This is a genomic window from Nocardiopsis sp. FR4 (genome assembly GCF_009830945.1).
Classification (GTDB): domain Bacteria; phylum Actinomycetota; class Actinomycetes; order Streptosporangiales; family Streptosporangiaceae; genus Nocardiopsis.
Genome location: NZ_ML776455.1, coordinates 52,566 through 70,478 on the forward strand (window position 1 = coordinate 52,566; position 17,913 = coordinate 70,478).

Consider the following 17,913-nt stretch of genomic DNA (forward strand, 5'->3'; position numbering starts at 1 on the left):
ATCCTTACCAAGGCAGCTTGGTCGGTCGGCGTTTCCAGTACCAGGGACGCTGTGTGAGCTCGCTGGCGGGAAACCCACATGCTTCCGCCAGTGCTCGGCCGCCGTCATCGACTGTCTCCTGTCTGTACAAGGAGTCCAGTTTGTCGAGCATTTCCAGGGCCGGGCTGCCCTCTGCCGTGGTTGCCACCTCTGCGAGTTGCTGGAGTCTATCGCGGAGAACAAGGTCCTCCTCGTACATTCTTTCCGGATACCAGGAGAACGGCGGCCACCCCGATGCCATACGGGCCGCCAGGCGTTCCCAGTTGACGGAGAGGCTGCGAAGCTTCTTGAGTTCGCCTTCTGCTCCCCGGGGGAGGTACGAGTCCACGATCGGCGTTGGGATCTGGACTTCCCTGATGACCTCCGGGAACCTGGAAACCCTGGAACCAGGAAGTTCCGGTACGGGGATCTCAACGTCTGTCACCTTGATAGCCCCCTCGGCTTCCTCGGGTTCCCGGATCCGTGCGTACTTCACCTCGCCCCGGGGTGTCGCGACCTTCCACAGGCTGGGGAATTTCTCCTTGGGTGGGAAGAGAACCACACTGCCGAGTGACCGGGATATTGCTCTGGCGAGATCTTCCTCCGTTGGCTGGATGTCCGGATCGCCATTCGTGTAGATGTCCAGGGCCCAGGACACGTCTCCCCTTCGGGGCGAGTAGTCACAGAAGACGCGGGCTTCCCAGTTTCGCGAATCAAATTCGTCTTCATGGGATATATCAACATCTGACAACGGAACAGAAAAGGACTCGGCAATCACTTCTCCGATGGCTGATGATTTCATATTTCCCTGTAGTAGGAGATTGTACATCAACCGTACTCCTCGTAGATCTTCCTTGCGCGCTCAACGGCATCTGGGTTGTTCTTGAACTTTGGGTTCTTCTCGAACATGACCCGTATTCTGTCAAAGTTTCCACCGGCTCGAAGTATTTGTTTCAGTGCATCGTACTCAATCCTGTTGAGGTTCAGGATGCCTTCCCCCGAGGCGGGGAACACGGTGCCGGAGGGCTCGATTCCGTAAGTCCTTCCGTTCACCTCGTACCGTTGTGTTTCGTGGTCGAAAGAAGCATCTCCTCTGGAGATGGACTCGATGTCGGAACGGACTTCCCCAATGAAGTCCGGCAGAATGAGGCTGTTTTCTGGTTTGACCTCTCCGCTTTTCACTCCACGGATAGTGTGTCGCGGATGGGGCTCCCGCAGCACCTTGCCTCTCGCGGGACCCTCAATGTCAGGTAGGGCTTGCCACTCTCTGCGCCCTGAGCCGCTGTTGCTATTTCGAGGTGCTTCCTGTGGTTGGTTGGACGGCTCGTCCTTCGCTTCGTCCGAACTGCTGTTGTGGGTGTCCTGCTCATCGGATCCGGGTTCTCCGTCCCGCGGAGGCAGTTCGTCGTCGCCTCCGTCATCTCCGCCGGCTACTGGCGGCTTCCTATCGTCACCGCCGCCTCCGGCGCTGTCGCCACCGGCAGCGGGTTCGGGCCTGCGCTCGGGTGTCTCGTCATCTCTGTGCTCAGAGGTACCCGCATCCGAGCCATCTGTTCTGTCAGCACTGGTCGACGTTCCCTCATCGGCACTCTCATCCTTGAGGGATGTGCGCCCATCGTCCGCGAGCGGGTTGGTGGCCGGGGCCGGCACGTCAGTGCCGCTCTCGGTGCTCGTCTGGTTGGTGGCGTTGTCCCCGGGACGGCTGTTACCTGAGTCCTGGGGACTCGGCTCGTGGCTGGGCGAGGGCGCGGCGGGCTCCGGGGAGGGGGAGCCTCCGCTCTGCCCGGAACCCTGGGGGGTCGGAGAGGGCTGGGGAGCGGGTGGGGGGTCGGGGGTGGGACTGGGGGAGGGGGTGCCCGGGCCGTCCGGCTTCTGGTTCAGGAGAGGGGAGTCGAAGCCGCCCAGGACGTCCCCGAAGCGCTCGGCGGTCGGGGTCGTCCCCTCCTCCACGACCTCCGACAGGGGCCTGCCCGAACCGGTTCCCGGACGGTTGTCGGACGCGTCCGGCCAGTCGCTCCCGGAGCCGAAGTCCTCGAGCAGGCGCGGACCGCCGTGGCCGTCCCCTCCCGTGCCCAGCCTGAGCAGACCCCCGCCGCCCTTGAGAACGCCGCCTCCGGGAAGCAGCAGCAGGGCCGTGTTGATGGTGGTGTGGGAGGTCACGTAGACGGGGTCGTTCTCCTCCTCGGACCAGCCGGTGTACCCCTCGACGAGGTCCCCGAGGAGGTTGGCCTCCGTGACGTTGCCCCACCACGTGCCCCAGCTCGCTCCCCCGTGGGCCTCGCTGCTCCGGGGATCGAAGAGCCACCCGTCCTGACCGTAGAGTCCGGCGTAGGCGAGCCCCTCCGTCGCCGTCTCGTACGCGGCGAGCTGACGGTTGAACTGTCTGTGGCCCGGGTTGGTCGCCCAACCGGTGTGGGGGTTCCAGTACCCCTGTTGGATGACCATCCCGGCCGCGGTGCCCCACACCAGGTCGACGGCGAGGGTGTCCCACGCCGCCTGTCCCACCCGGGAGCCGAAGTCGGCGTCGGCCGGGTCGAACTCCTCACCGGCCCACGCGGTGGCCGAGTTGGCGAGCCAGAAGGCCGTTCCCCTGGTGAGGTCCAGTTCCGGGAACTCGCCCTCGTGGGAGGAGGTCCCGTAGACCAGTTCCCGGTCGCTCCCGGTGGCGCTGTCGGGTGTCGCGAAGGCCTGGCCGCCGTACACGGCGGAGATCCTGTTGGCGCAGTCGACCTCGGCCGTGTTGAACTCGGACCAGGCCGCGTTGACCTCGCACTTGCAGCGCAGGTTCTCCTCGATGAGGGTGTCGTCGGTCTCCTCGTCCTCACCGCAGAACCACAGCTTCTTGCCGCTGTGCTCGTTCCAGAAGGACTGCGCCTCGATCCGGAGGGTGTTCAGCTTCCGGCGCGCGGTCTTGGCCGCCTCGGCCAGGTCCTCCAAGGCGGCGGCGACGGTGCCCAGGTCCGACTCTACGCCCTCCCCCCGGGTCACCACGGGGTCTATCGCGGCGAAGAGCTGTTCGCTCTCCGGCGCGGTGTAGTGGGCCTGGAGGCCCCGCCAGGTGGAGCGCATGTCCTCGGCCCCGCCCGCGAGCTCCTCCCCGCCGCTGCGGAGGGTCTCGGCCGCGAAGTTCAGGGACCAGGTGTCCGTCTCGGGGTAGGGGATCGTGTCGGGGGCCAGGAGCGTGAACGGGTTCAGGCCGACGCCGCTCGGGACTTCCGTGAGCTCGAAGCCTCCGGACTCGCTCACCTCGGGCCTCCCATGGTGAACGGCTCCTCGCCGCCTTCCAGGCCGAGGGCGGAGACGTCCCCGGCGGTCCTCTGCGCCTCGAGCGCCATCTCGTGCTGGCCGTCGTTGTAGGCGAGCGTGGCGTCACTGGCCCCCTGGAGGCAGGACAGGCTCTTGAGGAACATGCCGTCCGTCTCGCCGGTGTAGTGCTCGAAGAGGCCGGCCAGGGCGATCTCCACCGGCGGACTCTTGGCGTTGTCCAGCGCCATGTCGATCCCGTCCGCGGTGGAGTCGATGGTCTCCGCCAGCCCGCCGCCCTCGATGCCCAGTTGGTCGCTGAAGACCGTCAGGACCACCGAGACCCCGGCGACGTCGATGTTCCACGTGCTCATCGGGGCTCACCTCCCGCTTCGGGGGAGAACCGGTGGGGGTGGAAGACCGCCGCGGCCTTTGGTTCCACCGGGGTGTGCGCGGTCGCCGCGACACGCGCGGATGCGGCGGCCCTCAGCTCGGCCAGGGAGGACCGTGCGCCGCTGGCGGCCCGGTCCAGGCGGCGCCTGACGGGGAGGCGGGCGTCGGCGTCACCGGAGTGCTTCGGAGCGGCCACCGGGTTCGGGGCCGGGGAGGAGGGCTGCTCAGGGACGCCCTCTGCGGTGGGGGAGGCGTCCCCGTCGCCTGGTTCGACCAACTGGAACTTCACGCACGGCTCCTGTCTTCACCACGTCGGGATCGTCTGCCTGTGCCATAAGGAGGGATGAGCGAAGAGGGTTCGAGGTTGCTCCTGGTCCTGGTTGATTCGCTCCGCGTCACCGCATGCCCGTTTCCCTGAACTGGTGGCATGTGATCGAGGGAATCCATGAGTGTCGAACATCACATCTCTGTTCGTGGTGCGCTTCCCGGGCCCGCTAACCCCTCGCGGACGAGGCGAGGTAGTGCCACTGCGCCCTCGCCGCCTCGACGGCCCGCATGGGCTTCTCGGGGTCCGCCACGACCGGGTACCAGGCAGCGGGGGAGCCCTCCTCCCCGAGGAGCGTGCACCGGAGCGGTCCGGCCTCGGCGCGTTCCCTGCCGACCAGGCTCAACCGCTCCGGGCCGATCGCGAGCCCGAGCGGGACTCCCGGGCCGCGCCAGCGGGGTTCGTGGGTGGTGTCGCCGCGACCGGCGAACCTCCTGGCCCACAACGTGTCCAGGAGGCGCTCACCCGCGAGCGCCGTCACCAGTTCGGGCAGTGCGCGGAGGCGGGCCTCCCGCTGGCTCCCGAAGCCGACCAGCATGGAGACCTCCTCCCTGACCCGGTCACCGCTCCAGGTGACGCGGATCTGACCCGAGTAGGGGTGGCCCGTGTCTCCGGGCCCGGAGAAGTACGACAGCGCGGCCCGGGGCGCCCGGTGCCGGACGGACCGGGTGAGCAGTTCCCGGTCCCACGGGATGAGGGCGGGCTCGTGCCTCCCCCAACCGGCGGGCGGGGGACCCGCGGCGTACTCGGCGAGGACCTCCGCGGCCCGGCCGAGGAGGAGGCCGTCCCGGTCCTCGTGCACCACCGACAGGTTCAGGGCGAGCTGGACCCCCGTGGGCGCGGCGTCCAGGAAGCCCGGAGCCGCCTCGGGGGCCCGGATGCCAACCCCCTCCCCGGGCGGGGTGACGGTTCCCCCCGAGCCGTCCGCCTCCTCCGGTCGGAGCACGAAGCCCTGCTGGTCGTCCCAGGTCAGCGGTAGTCCGGTGACCCCGTCGTAGTGGCCGCCGTCCGCACCGCGCACCACCCACAGGCCCAGGGGGCCGGTCACGAAGGTCCACAGCCCGTACGTCAGGCGCGAGGTCTCGGGGGTCAGCACCTGGAGGCGCCTCCTCCCGCCGCCGGTGGCCACGACGTCGCCGAGCCAGGACGAGAACGGCACCACCTCGCGGTCCTGGGCCACCAGCACCGCGTGCGGAGTCGCGCGTTCGACGGCCGGATGGGAGGTGTCCTCCCACAGGCCGAAGTCGGCTCCGCCCGAGGTCCACACCAGCCCGCCCAGCCGCAGTACGAGCCCGTCCGCGATCCGGTGCGCCACCTCCCGCCCCGCGCGGTCCGGGCGGGCGCGCACCTCCACCCACCAGCAGGGGGCCGGTAGCTGCGCCTGGACCTCCGCGCCGAGCAGGCGGCCGACCTCGCCCGGGGAGCCCACCGACCGGCCCGGTTCGAGTGTGGCCAGGAGCCTCTCCTCCGCGTCGCACACCCGGAGGAGGCTGGTGCCCTCGTACCCGTGCAGCCACAGGCCGGGATCGACGTCCCCGAGGGCGCGGGCGACCGCTTCGAGGGCGGGCTCACCCGCCACGAGCGCCACCGCGTCGTAGCTCAACGTTCCTCCCGGTCTGGTGTGGGGGTGCCGCCGGGGCGGGCGGACACGGACCGTGGCGTTTCCGGCGACGAGGGTATCCAACGTGCCGCGCCCGCCCGCCCGGGGGTCCGGCGGCGGACACGCGGACGGCGCCGCCCGGAGGGGCGGCGCCGTCGCTGCGTGGGAGGGGCGGGTGCTAGCTCACGGCGGGCAGGGCCTCGGAGCCGGGCAGGTCCATGAAGGTCGGGTGCTGGGTCATGCCCGCGGGGGTCTCCTGCGGGGCGGTGCCGCCGGAGACCGAGAGCAGGTCGCTGGTGTCGATGTCGTTCAGCAGGTCGGTGCCCCGGCCGAGCTCGGCCACCAGGTCCTCGGCGGTCTGGGTGTCGACGCTCTCGACCGCCACGGGCAGACCGGCGTCGGCCAGCTGCGGCGAGACGGAGTCGGCCGCGTCGTCGACGAGGGGCACGCCGGTGCCGGAGAGGCGGGGCAGCCCGGGGTCGGCCAGGGGGCCGTCCACGTTGAGCGGCTCCATGCCGAAGGTGCTGAAGCCCTCGCGCTCCAGGTCGCCGCTGAGCAGGGTGCCGACCAGGTCGCCCAGGCCGGGGTTCTGGGGCGAGGACTGCGGCAGGGTGGTGAGCGGCTCGTCGAGGTTGCGCTGTCCGACCATGCCGAGCGCCTCCTCCTCGCCCAGGCTGACGGAGTTGCCGTCGGTGAGGGGGGTGAGCGACATCAGGTCCCGCACGCCGTCGGGCGTCTCGATCCCGAAGATGTAGGCGATGTCCCACATGTTGGGGGCGACGGGCCCGGCCGCGCTCTGGTGCACGGGCGCGGACATGCCCAGGGTGTCACCCAGGGCGGGCGCCTGCTCGCCGTTCAGGGACAGGGTGTTGCCGCCGGTCACCGAGGTCAGGTCGGAGGTGTCGGGCAGCGGCGCGGCCTCGGAGAGCCGCTCGGGGCTGGCCAGCGGGACGACCTCGTCGACCTTGGGCAGGTCCACCTGCTCGCGCAGCCCGTAGACCGACTCCACGGTGTGCGGCAGCACCTCCATGGCGGTGGCCTCGGTGCGCTCGCCCGCGCCCTCGGCCATCCCCTCCACGGCGGAGCCCGCCCGGTGGCCGCCCTCCTCCAGGGAGCGGCCCAGGTCGTGGCCCACGGTGTCGTGCGGGTCGCCGTCCAGGCCGGTGGCGTCCTGGACACCGGCGACGGCGTCAGCCAGGTCGGAGGTCGGGTTGGGCAGTTCACCGAGCGGCGTGCGCACCGGCTCGCCGTCGGGCAGCGGCGCGGACAGGTCGGGGGCGGGCTTGGCGGGGTCGTGCGCGCTCTGCTGCAGTTCGGAGCGGGCGCTGTCGGCGATCGGCCCGACGCCCTCGGGAGCCAGGCTGGTCACGGTGGGGGCGACGCCCTCCACCAGGGCCCGCTCGACGAGGGGCGCCACCTCCTGGAGGGGCGCGACGTCCGGGAGCGGGATGTGGAGGGCTTCGGCACCCGCGATTCCGCTGCCGAGGGCGACGAAGCTCGCCGTTCCGGCGGCGAGGAGGACGGACCTGGCCGGGATGCGCTTGACCTGCGTCATGGGGTTTCCTTCCGGAGTTCGTGATCTGGATCAGTGGATTGCGGTGCGGCCGTGCGCGTGGGGCGCGTGCGGCCGGAGCCGGAGTGGACCACCGGCTGGCGTGAGCGCCGTGCGCGGGCACGGGACTCACGTCAGCTCCCAGAGAGGCGGCGTCGTGACGGCCGGGGCTGGGAACGGTCCGGGCGGGGACCGTCCTAGTCGGGCGAGACGGTGGGGTCGTCGCTCGGACCGCCCGGCACGGGGTGCAGGGCGTGCGCGGCGAGCAGGACGGCGTCGGCCGCGGGCGCGGCGACGGGAACCGTCGTGAGGTAGCCCGCGATCCCGGGGGCCGGGGCGCCGCCGCCGGGGGCGGCCGAACCCGGGGTGAGCTGCACGGTGGAGGAGGCGGGGACCGCGGGCGCGGCCTCCGGCTCGGCGGTCTCCACGGAGGTCTCGGTCGCGGGCAGGGCCGTCAGGACCGTGTGCGAGGTGCGGACGGGCGCGGGCCGCCGGGGGGCGCCGGAGGCAGGGGGCTCCTGCCCGGAGCGCTCCTCGGGTGCGGTCGCGGGGTCCGGTTCGGCCTTCGGCGGGGACACGGGGGCGAGAACGTCCTCGGTGCGGTCCCGGTCGAGTTCGCGGACCACCCGGCGGGCGCCCTCGCCGACACCGTCGACGGGCCAGGGCGCCTCGGGCAGGACGGTGGCGGTTCCGGCGGCGGTGCGCTCGGCGCCCTGCTCCAGGCGGTGCTGGACACCGTCCAGCGTGCTGGAGACCGGCTCGGCCACCTCGCCGGGGACCACCTCCTCCAGCGAGCCGGGGTCGCGCAGGTCCAGAGAGGAGGTGTCCAGGCCGCCGCCGAGCACGGCGTGGGTCAGCGGGCCCTCGCCGAGGGAGCCCCCGGCCAGCGCGCCGGTACCGAGGCGGCCGCCGAACGGGCTGCCGTCCTGGGCGGAGGCGGGGGCGGCGCCGAGCAGCCACAGGCCGGCCAGGAAGGCGCCGACCACCAAGGGCAGGAGCAACAGGGAGGGTGCCAGCGGGCACACGGCCGCGGCCGCGCGCGAGGCGCGTGCCGTTCGGCTGGTGCGAGGCATGGCGGGGCCCTCCGGCTGTGTGCGGCCTGGTCGGAGCCGGGGCGGAACCCCGACTCGCGACCTGACGTTAGCACAGAGTCACAGAGGGTAGTTTGGGTTTTCCGTGACCGGGGAACCCGGAGTCACCGCGGGGCCTCCCCCCTGGCGGCGCGTTCGCGGAGGACGAAGCGGGACCTGCTGTCGCGCAGCTGGTCCCAGGCGAACACGCACAGGGCCAGCCAGACCAGGCCGAAGCCCAGCCAGCGGGCGGGCGGCATCTCCTCCCCCTGGACGAGCCAGCCGATGAGGAACATCATGCTCGGGGCGATGTACTGGAGCATCCCGATGACGCTGAGGGGCACCATGCGGGCGGCGGTGCCGAACAGCAGCAGGGGCACGGCGGTCACGAACCCGCCGCCGACGAGCAGGGCGGTGTGGCCGGGGGAGACCGACAGGGCGGTGCCCGCCCCGGTGGCCTCCAGGTAGACCACGAAGCCCAGCGCGGGCAGGAACATCACCAGGGTCTCGACGGTCAGGCTCTGGGTCCCGTCCAGGTCGACGTACTTCTTCACGGCCCCGTAGGCGGCGAAGGAGGAGGCCATGAGCAGGGACAGCCACGGGGCCACGCCGTAGCCGACGGCCATCACGACGACGGCCAGGGCGCCCAGGACGACCGCGGTCCACTGGGTGGCCCGCAGGCGCTCGGCGAAGAACAGGACGCCCAGGCACACCGACATCAGCGGGTTGATGAAGTAGGCCAGCGAGGCCTGGAGGGTCTGCTCGATCGAGACGGAGTAGATGAACCCCCACCAGTTGACGGAGATCAGGGCCGCCGCCGCGACGACCGGCAGCAGCCGCCGGGGGCTGCGCACCACGGCGGGGAACCAGGACCAGCCCCGGCGGGTGAGCAGGAGGATCACGCACATCGCCAGGAGCGACCAGACCATGCGGTGGGCGAGGATCTCGGCGGGCGCGGCGGCGGAGAGTAGGGGCCAGTACAGGGCCGTTACGCCCCACAGGAAGAAGGCGGAGGCGCCGAAGGCGACACCGCGGTTGGATTCGGTCACGGGGGCGATACGGGTGGATTCCGGCACGCCTCAATGGTAGGACGAATATTTCTGCATGTCCTGTAAGTTCTTCCCGCCCCCGGTTGTCCACAGCCCCCGCCCGGCCCCCGCGCCGCTCTCCTCCCGCGGATACCCTGAAGCCATGTTCGGTAGAAAGACGACCATGGTCGATCCAGCCCGCGCCCTGCCCGGCCGCGACACCCCGCTGCCGGAACCCGCGGCGCACACCGTCCTCGGTACCAGGCTCACCCCGCCCTACCCGGAGGGGAGCCGGATCGCCGACGTGGCGATGGGCTGCTTCTGGGGTGCCGAGCGCATGTTCTGGCGCCTGGGCGCCGAGCGGGGCGTCATCACCACCGCGGTGGGCTACGCGGGCGGCTACACGCCCAACCCCACCTACGAGGAGGTGTGCTCGGGCCTGACCGGCCACACCGAGACGGTGCGTGTGGTGTTCGACCCCGAGCGCATCACCTACGAGGAGATCCTCAAGGTCTTCTGGGAGGGGCACGACCCCACCCAGGGGATGCGCCAGGGCAACGACGTCGGCACCCAGTACCGCTCGGCGGTCTTCTACCATGACGACGCCCAGCGCGCCGCGGCCGAGGCCAGCCGCGACGCCTTCCAGCCGGTGCTGACCCGGTCCGGCTACGGGCCGATCACCACCGAGATCGCCCCGGCCGCCGAGTTCTACTTCGCCGAGGACTACCACCAGCAGTACTTGCAGAAGAATCCTAACGGGTACTGCGGCATCGGCGGAACCGGTGCCAGTTGCCCGATCGGTGTCGTGACCTCGGACGATGCGTCCTCGGGTCACGCGGCCGAGTAGTACGACGGAGTACGTGCGAGTACGCCCGCGCACGTTCGAACGATGGCTGAGTGATGGCTCAGCCATCATTCAATGATGGTTGGGGCACCAACGGTCGACAGCAACGCCGTGGGCATCGCTCGCGGGAGACTGCTCGCCGTATGCGAGCGTCTGTACCTTCAGCATGGCTGGATTCGCCGGTACACCCGCGAGTGCCGGGATAACGGAAGAAGCTTGCGCCATACTCTCGTGTTCTACGCGCCTTGGCGGCCCACGAAGCAATAGCTTGCATACACGAGAGGCTCGCTCATATGTGATGCTCGGCACCGTCTAGGGTGGCCCTACTGTTCAGGCGCGAGGACGCGTTCGTAGAGCAGGTCTTCTACCTGGTACATCTCGCGTTCGACGGACTCGGTCAAGCCTTGGTCGTCAATGAGCACACCGAACTCGACGTTGCCGTGTTCCGCGCTCCACGAGAAGTTGGCACTAGTCACCAGAAGGAACCGGTGATCGATGGCCAGGAACTTCGCATGGTTGCGGACAAGGTTTCCGTCGAAGTCCTTCGTTCGCAGGACGACGCCTGGACTCAGGTGCGCGGCCACTTCCGTTGTGGTGGGTGACCAGCGTTTCGGATGAAGGTCGGCCGCTCGGGTGTCGAGATAGACCCGTACCTCGACCTCTGAACGGCGCGCTGTTCGACGCAGGGCCTTCCAGAGCCCGGACGACCGCTGAAAGTTGAAAGTCGAGCAGGTGACGGACCGGCGCGCGTTGTTGACGAGGTGAGCGACGGAGCTGGTCAGAGGCCCGCTTTGTGCCAGGTGGCCGGGCATGGTCCACAGCGGGTCCAGGGCGGTGGCTTTCGACCGCGCTCCCTCGACCGCCCGCAACATGGTCACCAACAGGCCTGTGTCTGGCGGTCCCGATCCTGCGGCGCCTTCCAACAGCGCCCGTACCTCCGAGCGACGTCCGACGGCGACCGCCCTAAGCGCGGCTGTCAGAGTGGCGCCATCGGCGAGTCGGTTGGCCAGCTCCCGGGCTTCTGTACCGGTGAGGAACTGCCCGAGCCTCCTCGCCGCAGCGGCGTCAACCGGTCTGTCCGAAGAAGCCAAAGTCGCTCCCGGGCAGATCGATGAGGAATCGGCGGTCGAGGAAACGGTTGGCCCGCTCGCACGAGGTCTCCGAGGCCATGACACAGCAGTGGCACGCGGCTCCGTGGAGGAAGTCTTCGGGGTTCTGCGGAGTACGTGTCGCGCATATCGGGTCCGAGGAGCACCGAGCCGCCCGACGCAGAGCTCTTGACACGACTCCCTGCATCTCGGCGGGGTCGCTCAGTTGGACGAGCCCGCCGAGTGTCCCGTCACTGTCCGATGCGGTGGTGCAGATCAGCAGGCCAGCGGCAGCCGACCGTTCCTCGGTCTCCGGCCAGGCGTACAGGCGTTCGCTCAGGCTGGCCGCTGAATAGCCACAGGTCATGGCCAGCTCGCGAATCAGGACATGGGCCAGTGTGTGCACGAGCCAGTAGCGTGGCGGCCGAAGACGGTCATCTGGATCAACCTCGATGGCCGTTTCGGAGAAACGCCGGTGGAAGTTGCGTCGGTGGGCTTTTTTGTGTGCGTTCCAGATGCCGGTGCCACAAACCTGGCTCTCCCACTTCGCGACCGCTTGCTCGTCGAGTTGCAGGAAGATCCCTTCCCCGCGGTCCTCGGTGGCGACGGTCCAAGAGGGTCGGGGAGCACGGGTCAACGGGACGAGACGATGGGGCAGGTCACCGACACGGTCCATGGCGTCGATCCGGGTGAAACCGATCAGTGCGTTGACCTTGCGCAGCCTTTCCACCGCGAGCACGCGAGTGATCTGCTCTGGCAGCTTCGATCCGCGTTCCCGCTTCGAGAGTGTGAGACCGCTCGCCGGATCCTCGACCCCCGGTCCGGGTACCTCCTTCTGGAGATACAGCCATTCGGGAACGAGTAGGTCCACGGGATCCCAAGTGCGGGCACGCTCCTCCTGGCCCGCCTCGGGCACGGGCGGGGCATCGGCCGCTGCGACCGTCTCAGCCAGTTCGGTGTCCGAGAGGTCGGTGACGTCGACCTTGCCGTCCAGCACGTCCCGCATCGTCTCCAGGTCATCGCGGTACTTCGCCAGCTTCACACCCAAGGCGACGCGGATCTGGTCGGCGAGGTCGCTTCTACGCTCCTCTGTGGACTCCGGCATGACGATGATCGACTCTGTGGCCGGAAACCAGAGGTTGGAGGCACCGACGAGCATCAACCTGGTGTCATTGCCGCACTGTTCGAACGCGTCCAGGTGCGGGTGGCGACCACGGCAGCTCGGCAGTTTGGACCTGCCAGCCTCGCCCTGGGCCTCGTTCATCGGTCGCCGCAGACCACAGGACTCGCAGCGGATCACGGCCGAGGCGCCTTTACCCGCCATACGATCGACCATTTTCAGCGCCGGGAACTCCGCTTTGTCGCATCGTTGGCCTTGATGGACCCACAAGTTGTAGGGAAACTCGTCGAGGTGACCGTTGACGCAGGCCAGTAGGTAGCGGGCCGGCACAGCGGTGCGACGGCTCGGCTTGCGGGTTCGGGCACCGGCGCGGCCGGTGCACCGGACATGCTCAAAGCAGGCCAGGTCGGTGCGGTAGGGATGGGTGTTCCGGTAGTCGAACTGCGGCAACGTGCCGAGCATGTCGCATCCAGTGCAGCGCAGCCACTGCGGGAAGACACGCGCTGGTACGCCCAGGTCGTTGCCCTCGGTTGACAGACTCGTCTTCTTCGGTTGCCACGGGAAAGGTCGCAGTTCGACGTCCCGCGACCCCAGCAACGAGCCCACGGCTTGGCGCAACCGCGGTGCTCGAATCTGTGGAACACCGTCACGTCGACGCCAGATCCGCTCCCAGTCGTCGAGTCCGGAGGGCATGATCGTGAACTGCGGTAGGTCCATGATGGCACCCGGACCGTAGGTGTAGAGCAGCGAGGACGGGCGTCCCGAGCCGACCTTGGCCCGGTTGTGCTTGCGGCCTGCGTCGGATTCCCTCTCTGCGTCGCCCAGAGGGTCGACGGTGTTGGACGCGTCGTAGAGGAAACGCACATCCATCGGTTCGGCGGTCATGACTCCTCCTCGGGCGGAGCGAACTCCCATGCCGGAGTACCGGGTGGCTCGGTGAAGACCAGGTTTTCCTTGATTGGGCTCACCAGGAGGTTGATCTCCGGTTGCACCTCACGCATCGAGTTGGCCACGACGAACGGTGGGGTGTCCTTGCTGTCCGTCACTGCTCGGGCGTTCTCCGCGCTGATCATGAGCGGATCGAAGTGGGCCTTGTCCGGTACCCGCTCATAGACGAGGCCCTTGTTCTGGCTCGCCAGGTACCGGCACCGCTTCTCCCACTGGTCGAGTCGGTTGTGCAGGCGTCGGCGCGCACGGTCGGCCGGATCGTCGTTGGACGCGCGTTTCACCCGTTGCACCAGTTTGTCGATCAACCCTTCGGCGAAGTCGCGCTCCTCCTCGATCCTGCCCGCACCCCGCTCAGGTGACAGGCCTTCACGCCGGGTCGCCTGGAGTACCCGTGCAGCGCTGACCAGTACGCCGTCCAGTCCTCGTTCCAGGGAAGTGATCGAGAACGGAGTGACCGACAGCGCCTCGACCCGGGAGTAGAACGTCTCGTGGTAGTGGCGGAACTGTTCGAAGTGTGCCAGGTCACGCGGCCTCGCCCAGTTGCCTAGTGTGACTACCAGACCGGGCCTGTTCGCGGCGCGCCCCACGCGTGAGGAGGCCTGAATGTACTCCGCGGTGTTTTTCGGCTGTCCGACCACGAGCATCAGTCCCAGGCGAGTGACATCGACACCGACCTGAAGCATCGACGTGGCCAGGACCGCGTCGTACGGGTTCGCCTCGCGACTGGGCACGGGTTTTCGGGCCTCGCGCAGTTCTTGCATCTTCCGTTTGCCGGAAGCGGAGTCGAACTCCGGATCGAACGTCACCGCCATCTGATCCAACGTGGCGGTGATGTCGGCACTGGCTACGCGGGAGGTCAACTCGGCGGTGTTGAGCGTGCCGAACTCCGTGCCGCTCCGACGCGGCAGCAACGACCACGGCCGCCGCTTGGAAAGCGCGGTCTGGATGTCGTCACCCATGTAGCGGGCCATACCGGCCAGTTCGCGAGTAGCGCTGAAGTAACCCACCAGGGTCATGTACGGGTCGGCTGCCCTGCCGGATCGATCGAGCAGCAACTGCGCACCGGCCATGAGGACTTCGGCGATGCGGATCTCCGCCGTGGTGAGCCGGACCCCGGTCGTGCTGATGCCCACGTACCGTCGACCGGGGAACTGTTCGGAGACGGATTCCTCCTTGGAGAAGAACGTCATCCCAGCGTCGAGCACTTGCGGCGGGAAGATCGTTACGTCACGCCCGTAGAGAGCCCGTACCTGGTCGGTCGCGTTTCGGGCCGTCGCGGTCGAGGCGACCAGCAGTGGTTGGACCGCCCGTCCTTCTGAGTCATGCCAGGACGTCATCACGTCGATTGCTACTTCGAACAGACCCACTGTCGTGCCGAGCGCCCCTGTGATCAGGTGTAGTTCATCCTGGATGATGAGATCCGGCGGACGTAGCCGTGCCACGGGACGGAGGCCTCCAGCAGACAGGCCGTCTTTGGCCCGGTGCCTACCGCTGTCACTCAGTTCGCAGTACTGCGAATCCTGGTGGACGTAACCGTGCCAGTCACAGCGCCGGGACACGTAGCCGAACAGGGCCGCAGCCTCACCCTCTCGCGCTAGGCGGGCGAACTTGTCCACGGTGGCGATGACGAACGCCGGAGCGAGCCGGTAGATCTCTTCGTCCACCGTCAGGACCGGCAGCCCTTCGGTCACCTCGCCGCCTTCGGCGAACGGGCAGTCGGCGAGTTCATCGCTGCAGTACACGTGTACTCGACGGGTCGCCTTGACCGCCCGGATATCCCGCGCACTGATCTTGCTCCCGCACCAGGGGCACCGTTGGATCTGCAGCACTGTCAGCCGGTGCCCCGGGCGGTTGTTGGCCTTTTCCAGCTGCGCCTCCGCGTCACCGAACCGCTTCGGGCTCACATCAGTACCGACCCACAGTCCGATGCGGAACGGTTCCTCTCCCCACGTCTTTGGATCCGCAGCGCGTGCCAGCTCGGCAGCGCACACCAGGGCGGTCGCACGCTGGAACTGCTGTGACGTGAGCAGACGCAGCGTGTAACGCATCAGCACGGCCACACCCGCGCCACCGTCGAGAGGGCCGTCGGAGGTCTCCACGACACCCTGCCGCCGCCGGATCGCGAACGTGTAGGCGGCCAGCCCCAGGTACGCCTCTGTCTTGCCACCGCCGGTGGGGAAGAACAACAGCTGCGCCTTGGCCAGGTCACCGGAGCGGTTCTCCGACGACGGATGGGTCAGCAGCGGCAACTGCATCAGGATGAACGCCAGCTGGAAGGTGCGCCACGAATGCGCCTTCGCGCCGTTCCCGTCAAGTACTGCTGTGCGAGCCTGCTCGATGTCCTCCTGCGGGTGCTTGGCCCGATACTCAGCCACCTGGGTGTGCACGCGTTGGTCCGCCATCACCTGGTTCATGAACCGGAAGCAGCGCAATGCCTCATCGTCGTCGAGCAGGTGTTCCAGGCCTTCGGTGAGCTGATGCTGTACTTTGCGGGCCTCGTAGACGGCCGCCAAGCCCTCCTGCCGCAGGTGCTCCGGCAGTGTCTCAGCACGACGTTCCTCTCCGTCGAGCCAGGCTGTGTAGCCATCCAGAATGGGCTTCAGCCCCGCCCGCAGTTGCTCTGGGACCGCTGTGGCGAGCTGGGTCATGTCCAGCAGTGCCTCGTGAATCTCCTCCGCCGTGGTCTGCGGTGTCTGATGGGTAGGCAGCCACGTCGTCCACACTCCGCTGGCTCGCCGTGCGCCCTCCTTCACCCGCCAATCCACCGAGCACGTGCGCCCGACGGCGAATTCCAGCCGGTCTCGGTACTGCAGGTCCAGTCGTTGCAGCTCTTCGTCGTCCTGCTCGAGGCGGGTCTCCTCCAACGGGTCGGAAACGGGAAGGAACGCTTCCGCTCCACCGGCGTCTACGGCCAGTCTGGTCTGGTAGAGCCACGCCTCGACCGGGATCTTGCGCGGTGTCTCCCGGTCGTTGCACAGAGCTACTTCGATGATCAGGCAACCTCGGGACTCGTCATCGTGTCGATCGACACGCAGTACGACCTTGTCCTTCAACGGGAGCTCCGTCGTGGTACCGGCCTTGAGCTCGGCAACGGAAACCTTCGTCGCAATATCGACGGGCGTGCGCTTGTAGCGGCGGCCACGTGGACCGTCAACGTCCGCGGACTCCATCTTGACCGGCTCGTACAGCCCCCACGACGCGGTCACCGTGAACGACTCGAGGTCGTACGGGATCTGGTAGCGCAGGCCCATCGACGCGGGGATCATCAACCCCCGTTGCTGCGGTTGGTCCTCGGCCTCAGCGTCATCGCCCGCTCCCTTGCCGCTCTCTTCCACCGCGGTGACGGGCACGCCCCGGCTCTTGCTTGCGGCTATGGCGTCACCGACATCGGTGGCTGCATCGTTCGCGTCGGCATCCTGCGGGTCGTCATCGCTGACGGCCAACTTGGACGGAGCGATCCGACCGACGAGATACGCCACGTCCGGTGGGCCCTCCAGAAGCTCCTCCGGGCCTCCGGCCGGCCCAAGCAGTTCCCGTTCGAGGATGTCGGCCAGGTTCTCTCGAGCCGTCCAAGACCGTTCATCCGGCTCGTAGGCAAGCGGGTAGGACGGCTCGTGCGTAGGGTGGGGGACGGTCACTCAGCATGCTCCTCACCTGGACTCGGCTTGGGCCTCTCCAGAACCGGCCGGATGGCTCCTATGACGCGCAGAGGGTTCCGTTAGGGTCCGGCGCGACGGCTCCACCTGCTGATTCGGATGTCGTCGTGCTGTTTCCACGCGATCACTTCGCACGACGGTATCGTGTGGCAGCGACAGGAGAATCCTGAGCATGAAGGTGCCCGTACCCAAACTCACGCTGGAGTTGCTCCCAGGTGAAGTCCACACGAGCACGGTCACGCTGCGAGAGCACCCGGGAGATCTCGCACGATTACCTGGAAGCGGTCATCCGCGACCGCTGCGTAACCAGCGGTGGTCGCGGGAGACGCATGCCGCATAAGCCGCTGGGTCAACAACAGATCCTGCCCGGAGGCCCGGTAGACGGCGGTTCCAAAACGGTGGCGGAGCTGGTGATAGCGTATCTTCACTCCGATGGCGGCCGCAATCCGTGAGATGGAGCGCGAGACCTTCTCCGGACGCAGCTCGGGCCAGAATCGTCCGCCGCTTTTTTCTTTGAGGGCGGCAAGTACCACGGGTGGTACGGGGATGACGTCTGTACGCCCGCCTTTACCCACCACACGCAGGACTGTCTGTCCGTCCCCGGCATCATGAAGATCCTCTGCGGACAGCTTGGCTGTCTCATGCGCACGCAGCCCGCAGAAGGCGCCGAGTAGTACCCAGGCCTTGTGATCGGGGCGGGTGGCGGAACGAAGCAGGTCCTTGAGGTCGCGTTCCGCGATGGGGTCAGGAGTGGCGCGAGGAGCCGGAGGTTTTCGAAGGCCGTCGATGAGATTTCGGCCGAGCCATTTGCCGAAGGACGAGAGATGATTGAGGTAGGTGCGTCGAGTCCAACTCGTGAGGAAGCGCGTTGAAAAATATTCCTGTACGTGCTCTGCACGGATTCGGTTAGGCGCCAACCCGGAATGCTTCGCGATCGCTTTGATGCAGTTTACTCGAGCGCGGATGGTGTTGTAGGCGTAACCGTCTGCGCGCTGGGACGCAGCATACTTTTCGATCACCATACCGCA

13 protein-coding genes are annotated in these 17,913 nt (G+C 68.1%); 1 reads left to right on the forward strand and 12 read right to left on the reverse strand.

Annotated elements, in window-relative coordinates; all coding sequences use genetic code 11:
* Positions 1 to 4: 4 nt before the first annotated feature.
* The 8 genes from FYW95_RS02480 to rarD all read right to left on the reverse strand — a co-directional run bounded on the left by FYW95_RS02480 (position 5) and on the right by rarD (position 9,250).
* Entirely contained in the window at positions 5 to 847 is an 843-nt protein-coding gene (locus FYW95_RS02480; protein ID WP_159941395.1) for a hypothetical protein, read from the reverse strand.
* Positions 847 to 3,264: a hypothetical protein gene (locus tag FYW95_RS28690; protein ID WP_160049923.1), complete on the reverse strand. Its 2,418-nt coding sequence runs from the start codon at positions 3,262 to 3,264 to the stop codon at positions 847 to 849. The genes FYW95_RS02480 and FYW95_RS28690 overlap by 1 nt, the downstream gene beginning before the upstream one ends.
* Positions 3,261 to 3,635: a DUF6507 family protein gene (locus FYW95_RS02490; RefSeq protein ID WP_159941398.1), complete on the reverse strand. Its 375-nt coding sequence runs from the start codon at positions 3,633 to 3,635 to the stop codon at positions 3,261 to 3,263. The genes FYW95_RS28690 and FYW95_RS02490 overlap by 4 nt, the downstream gene beginning before the upstream one ends.
* Entirely contained in the window at positions 3,632 to 3,943 is a 312-nt protein-coding gene (locus tag FYW95_RS02495) for a hypothetical protein (protein WP_159941399.1), read from the reverse strand. The genes FYW95_RS02490 and FYW95_RS02495 overlap by 4 nt, the downstream gene beginning before the upstream one ends.
* A gap of 205 nt (positions 3,944 to 4,148) precedes the next feature.
* Positions 4,149 to 5,582 (reverse strand): DUF6177 family protein, encoded by a 1,434-nt coding sequence (locus tag FYW95_RS02500; RefSeq protein ID WP_160049924.1) that lies wholly within the window; start codon positions 5,580 to 5,582, stop codon positions 4,149 to 4,151.
* 175 nt (positions 5,583 to 5,757) lie between these two features.
* Complete coding sequence (locus FYW95_RS02505; RefSeq protein ID WP_159941401.1) at positions 5,758 to 7,134, reverse strand: BTB/POZ domain-containing protein; 1,377 nt, start codon at positions 7,132 to 7,134, stop codon at positions 5,758 to 5,760.
* 194 nt (positions 7,135 to 7,328) lie between these two features.
* On the reverse strand, positions 7,329 to 8,204 hold the full coding sequence (locus tag FYW95_RS02510; protein WP_160049925.1) for a flagellar associated protein: 876 nt from the start codon (positions 8,202 to 8,204) through the stop codon (positions 7,329 to 7,331).
* A gap of 122 nt (positions 8,205 to 8,326) precedes the next feature.
* Positions 8,327 to 9,250: an EamA family transporter RarD gene (rarD, locus tag FYW95_RS02515; RefSeq protein WP_159941403.1), complete on the reverse strand. Its 924-nt coding sequence runs from the start codon at positions 9,248 to 9,250 to the stop codon at positions 8,327 to 8,329.
* A 142-nt stretch (positions 9,251 to 9,392) separates the two neighbouring features.
* On the opposite strand from rarD, the gene msrA reads away from it, so the two are divergent.
* Complete coding sequence (gene msrA, locus FYW95_RS02520; RefSeq protein WP_160049926.1) at positions 9,393 to 10,076, forward strand: peptide-methionine (S)-S-oxide reductase MsrA; 684 nt, start codon at positions 9,393 to 9,395, stop codon at positions 10,074 to 10,076.
* A 320-nt stretch (positions 10,077 to 10,396) separates the two neighbouring features.
* Here msrA and drmC read toward each other — a convergent pair whose 3' ends face one another.
* The 4 genes from drmC to FYW95_RS02540 form a co-directional block, all read right to left on the reverse strand.
* Complete coding sequence (gene drmC, locus FYW95_RS02525; protein ID WP_160049927.1) at positions 10,397 to 11,164, reverse strand: DISARM system phospholipase D-like protein DrmC; 768 nt, start codon at positions 11,162 to 11,164, stop codon at positions 10,397 to 10,399.
* Complete coding sequence (gene drmB, locus FYW95_RS02530) at positions 11,139 to 13,166, reverse strand: DUF1998 domain-containing protein (protein WP_160049928.1); 2,028 nt, start codon at positions 13,164 to 13,166, stop codon at positions 11,139 to 11,141. Before drmB ends, drmC begins: the two co-directional genes overlap by 26 nt.
* Entirely contained in the window at positions 13,163 to 16,867 is a 3,705-nt protein-coding gene (gene drmA, locus FYW95_RS02535; RefSeq protein ID WP_160049929.1) for a DISARM system helicase DrmA, read from the reverse strand. The genes drmB and drmA overlap by 4 nt, the downstream gene beginning before the upstream one ends.
* 254 nt (positions 16,868 to 17,121) lie before the next feature.
* Complete coding sequence (locus FYW95_RS02540) at positions 17,122 to 17,907, reverse strand: tyrosine-type recombinase/integrase (protein ID WP_160049930.1); 786 nt, start codon at positions 17,905 to 17,907, stop codon at positions 17,122 to 17,124.
* Positions 17,908 to 17,913 lie beyond the last annotated feature (6 nt).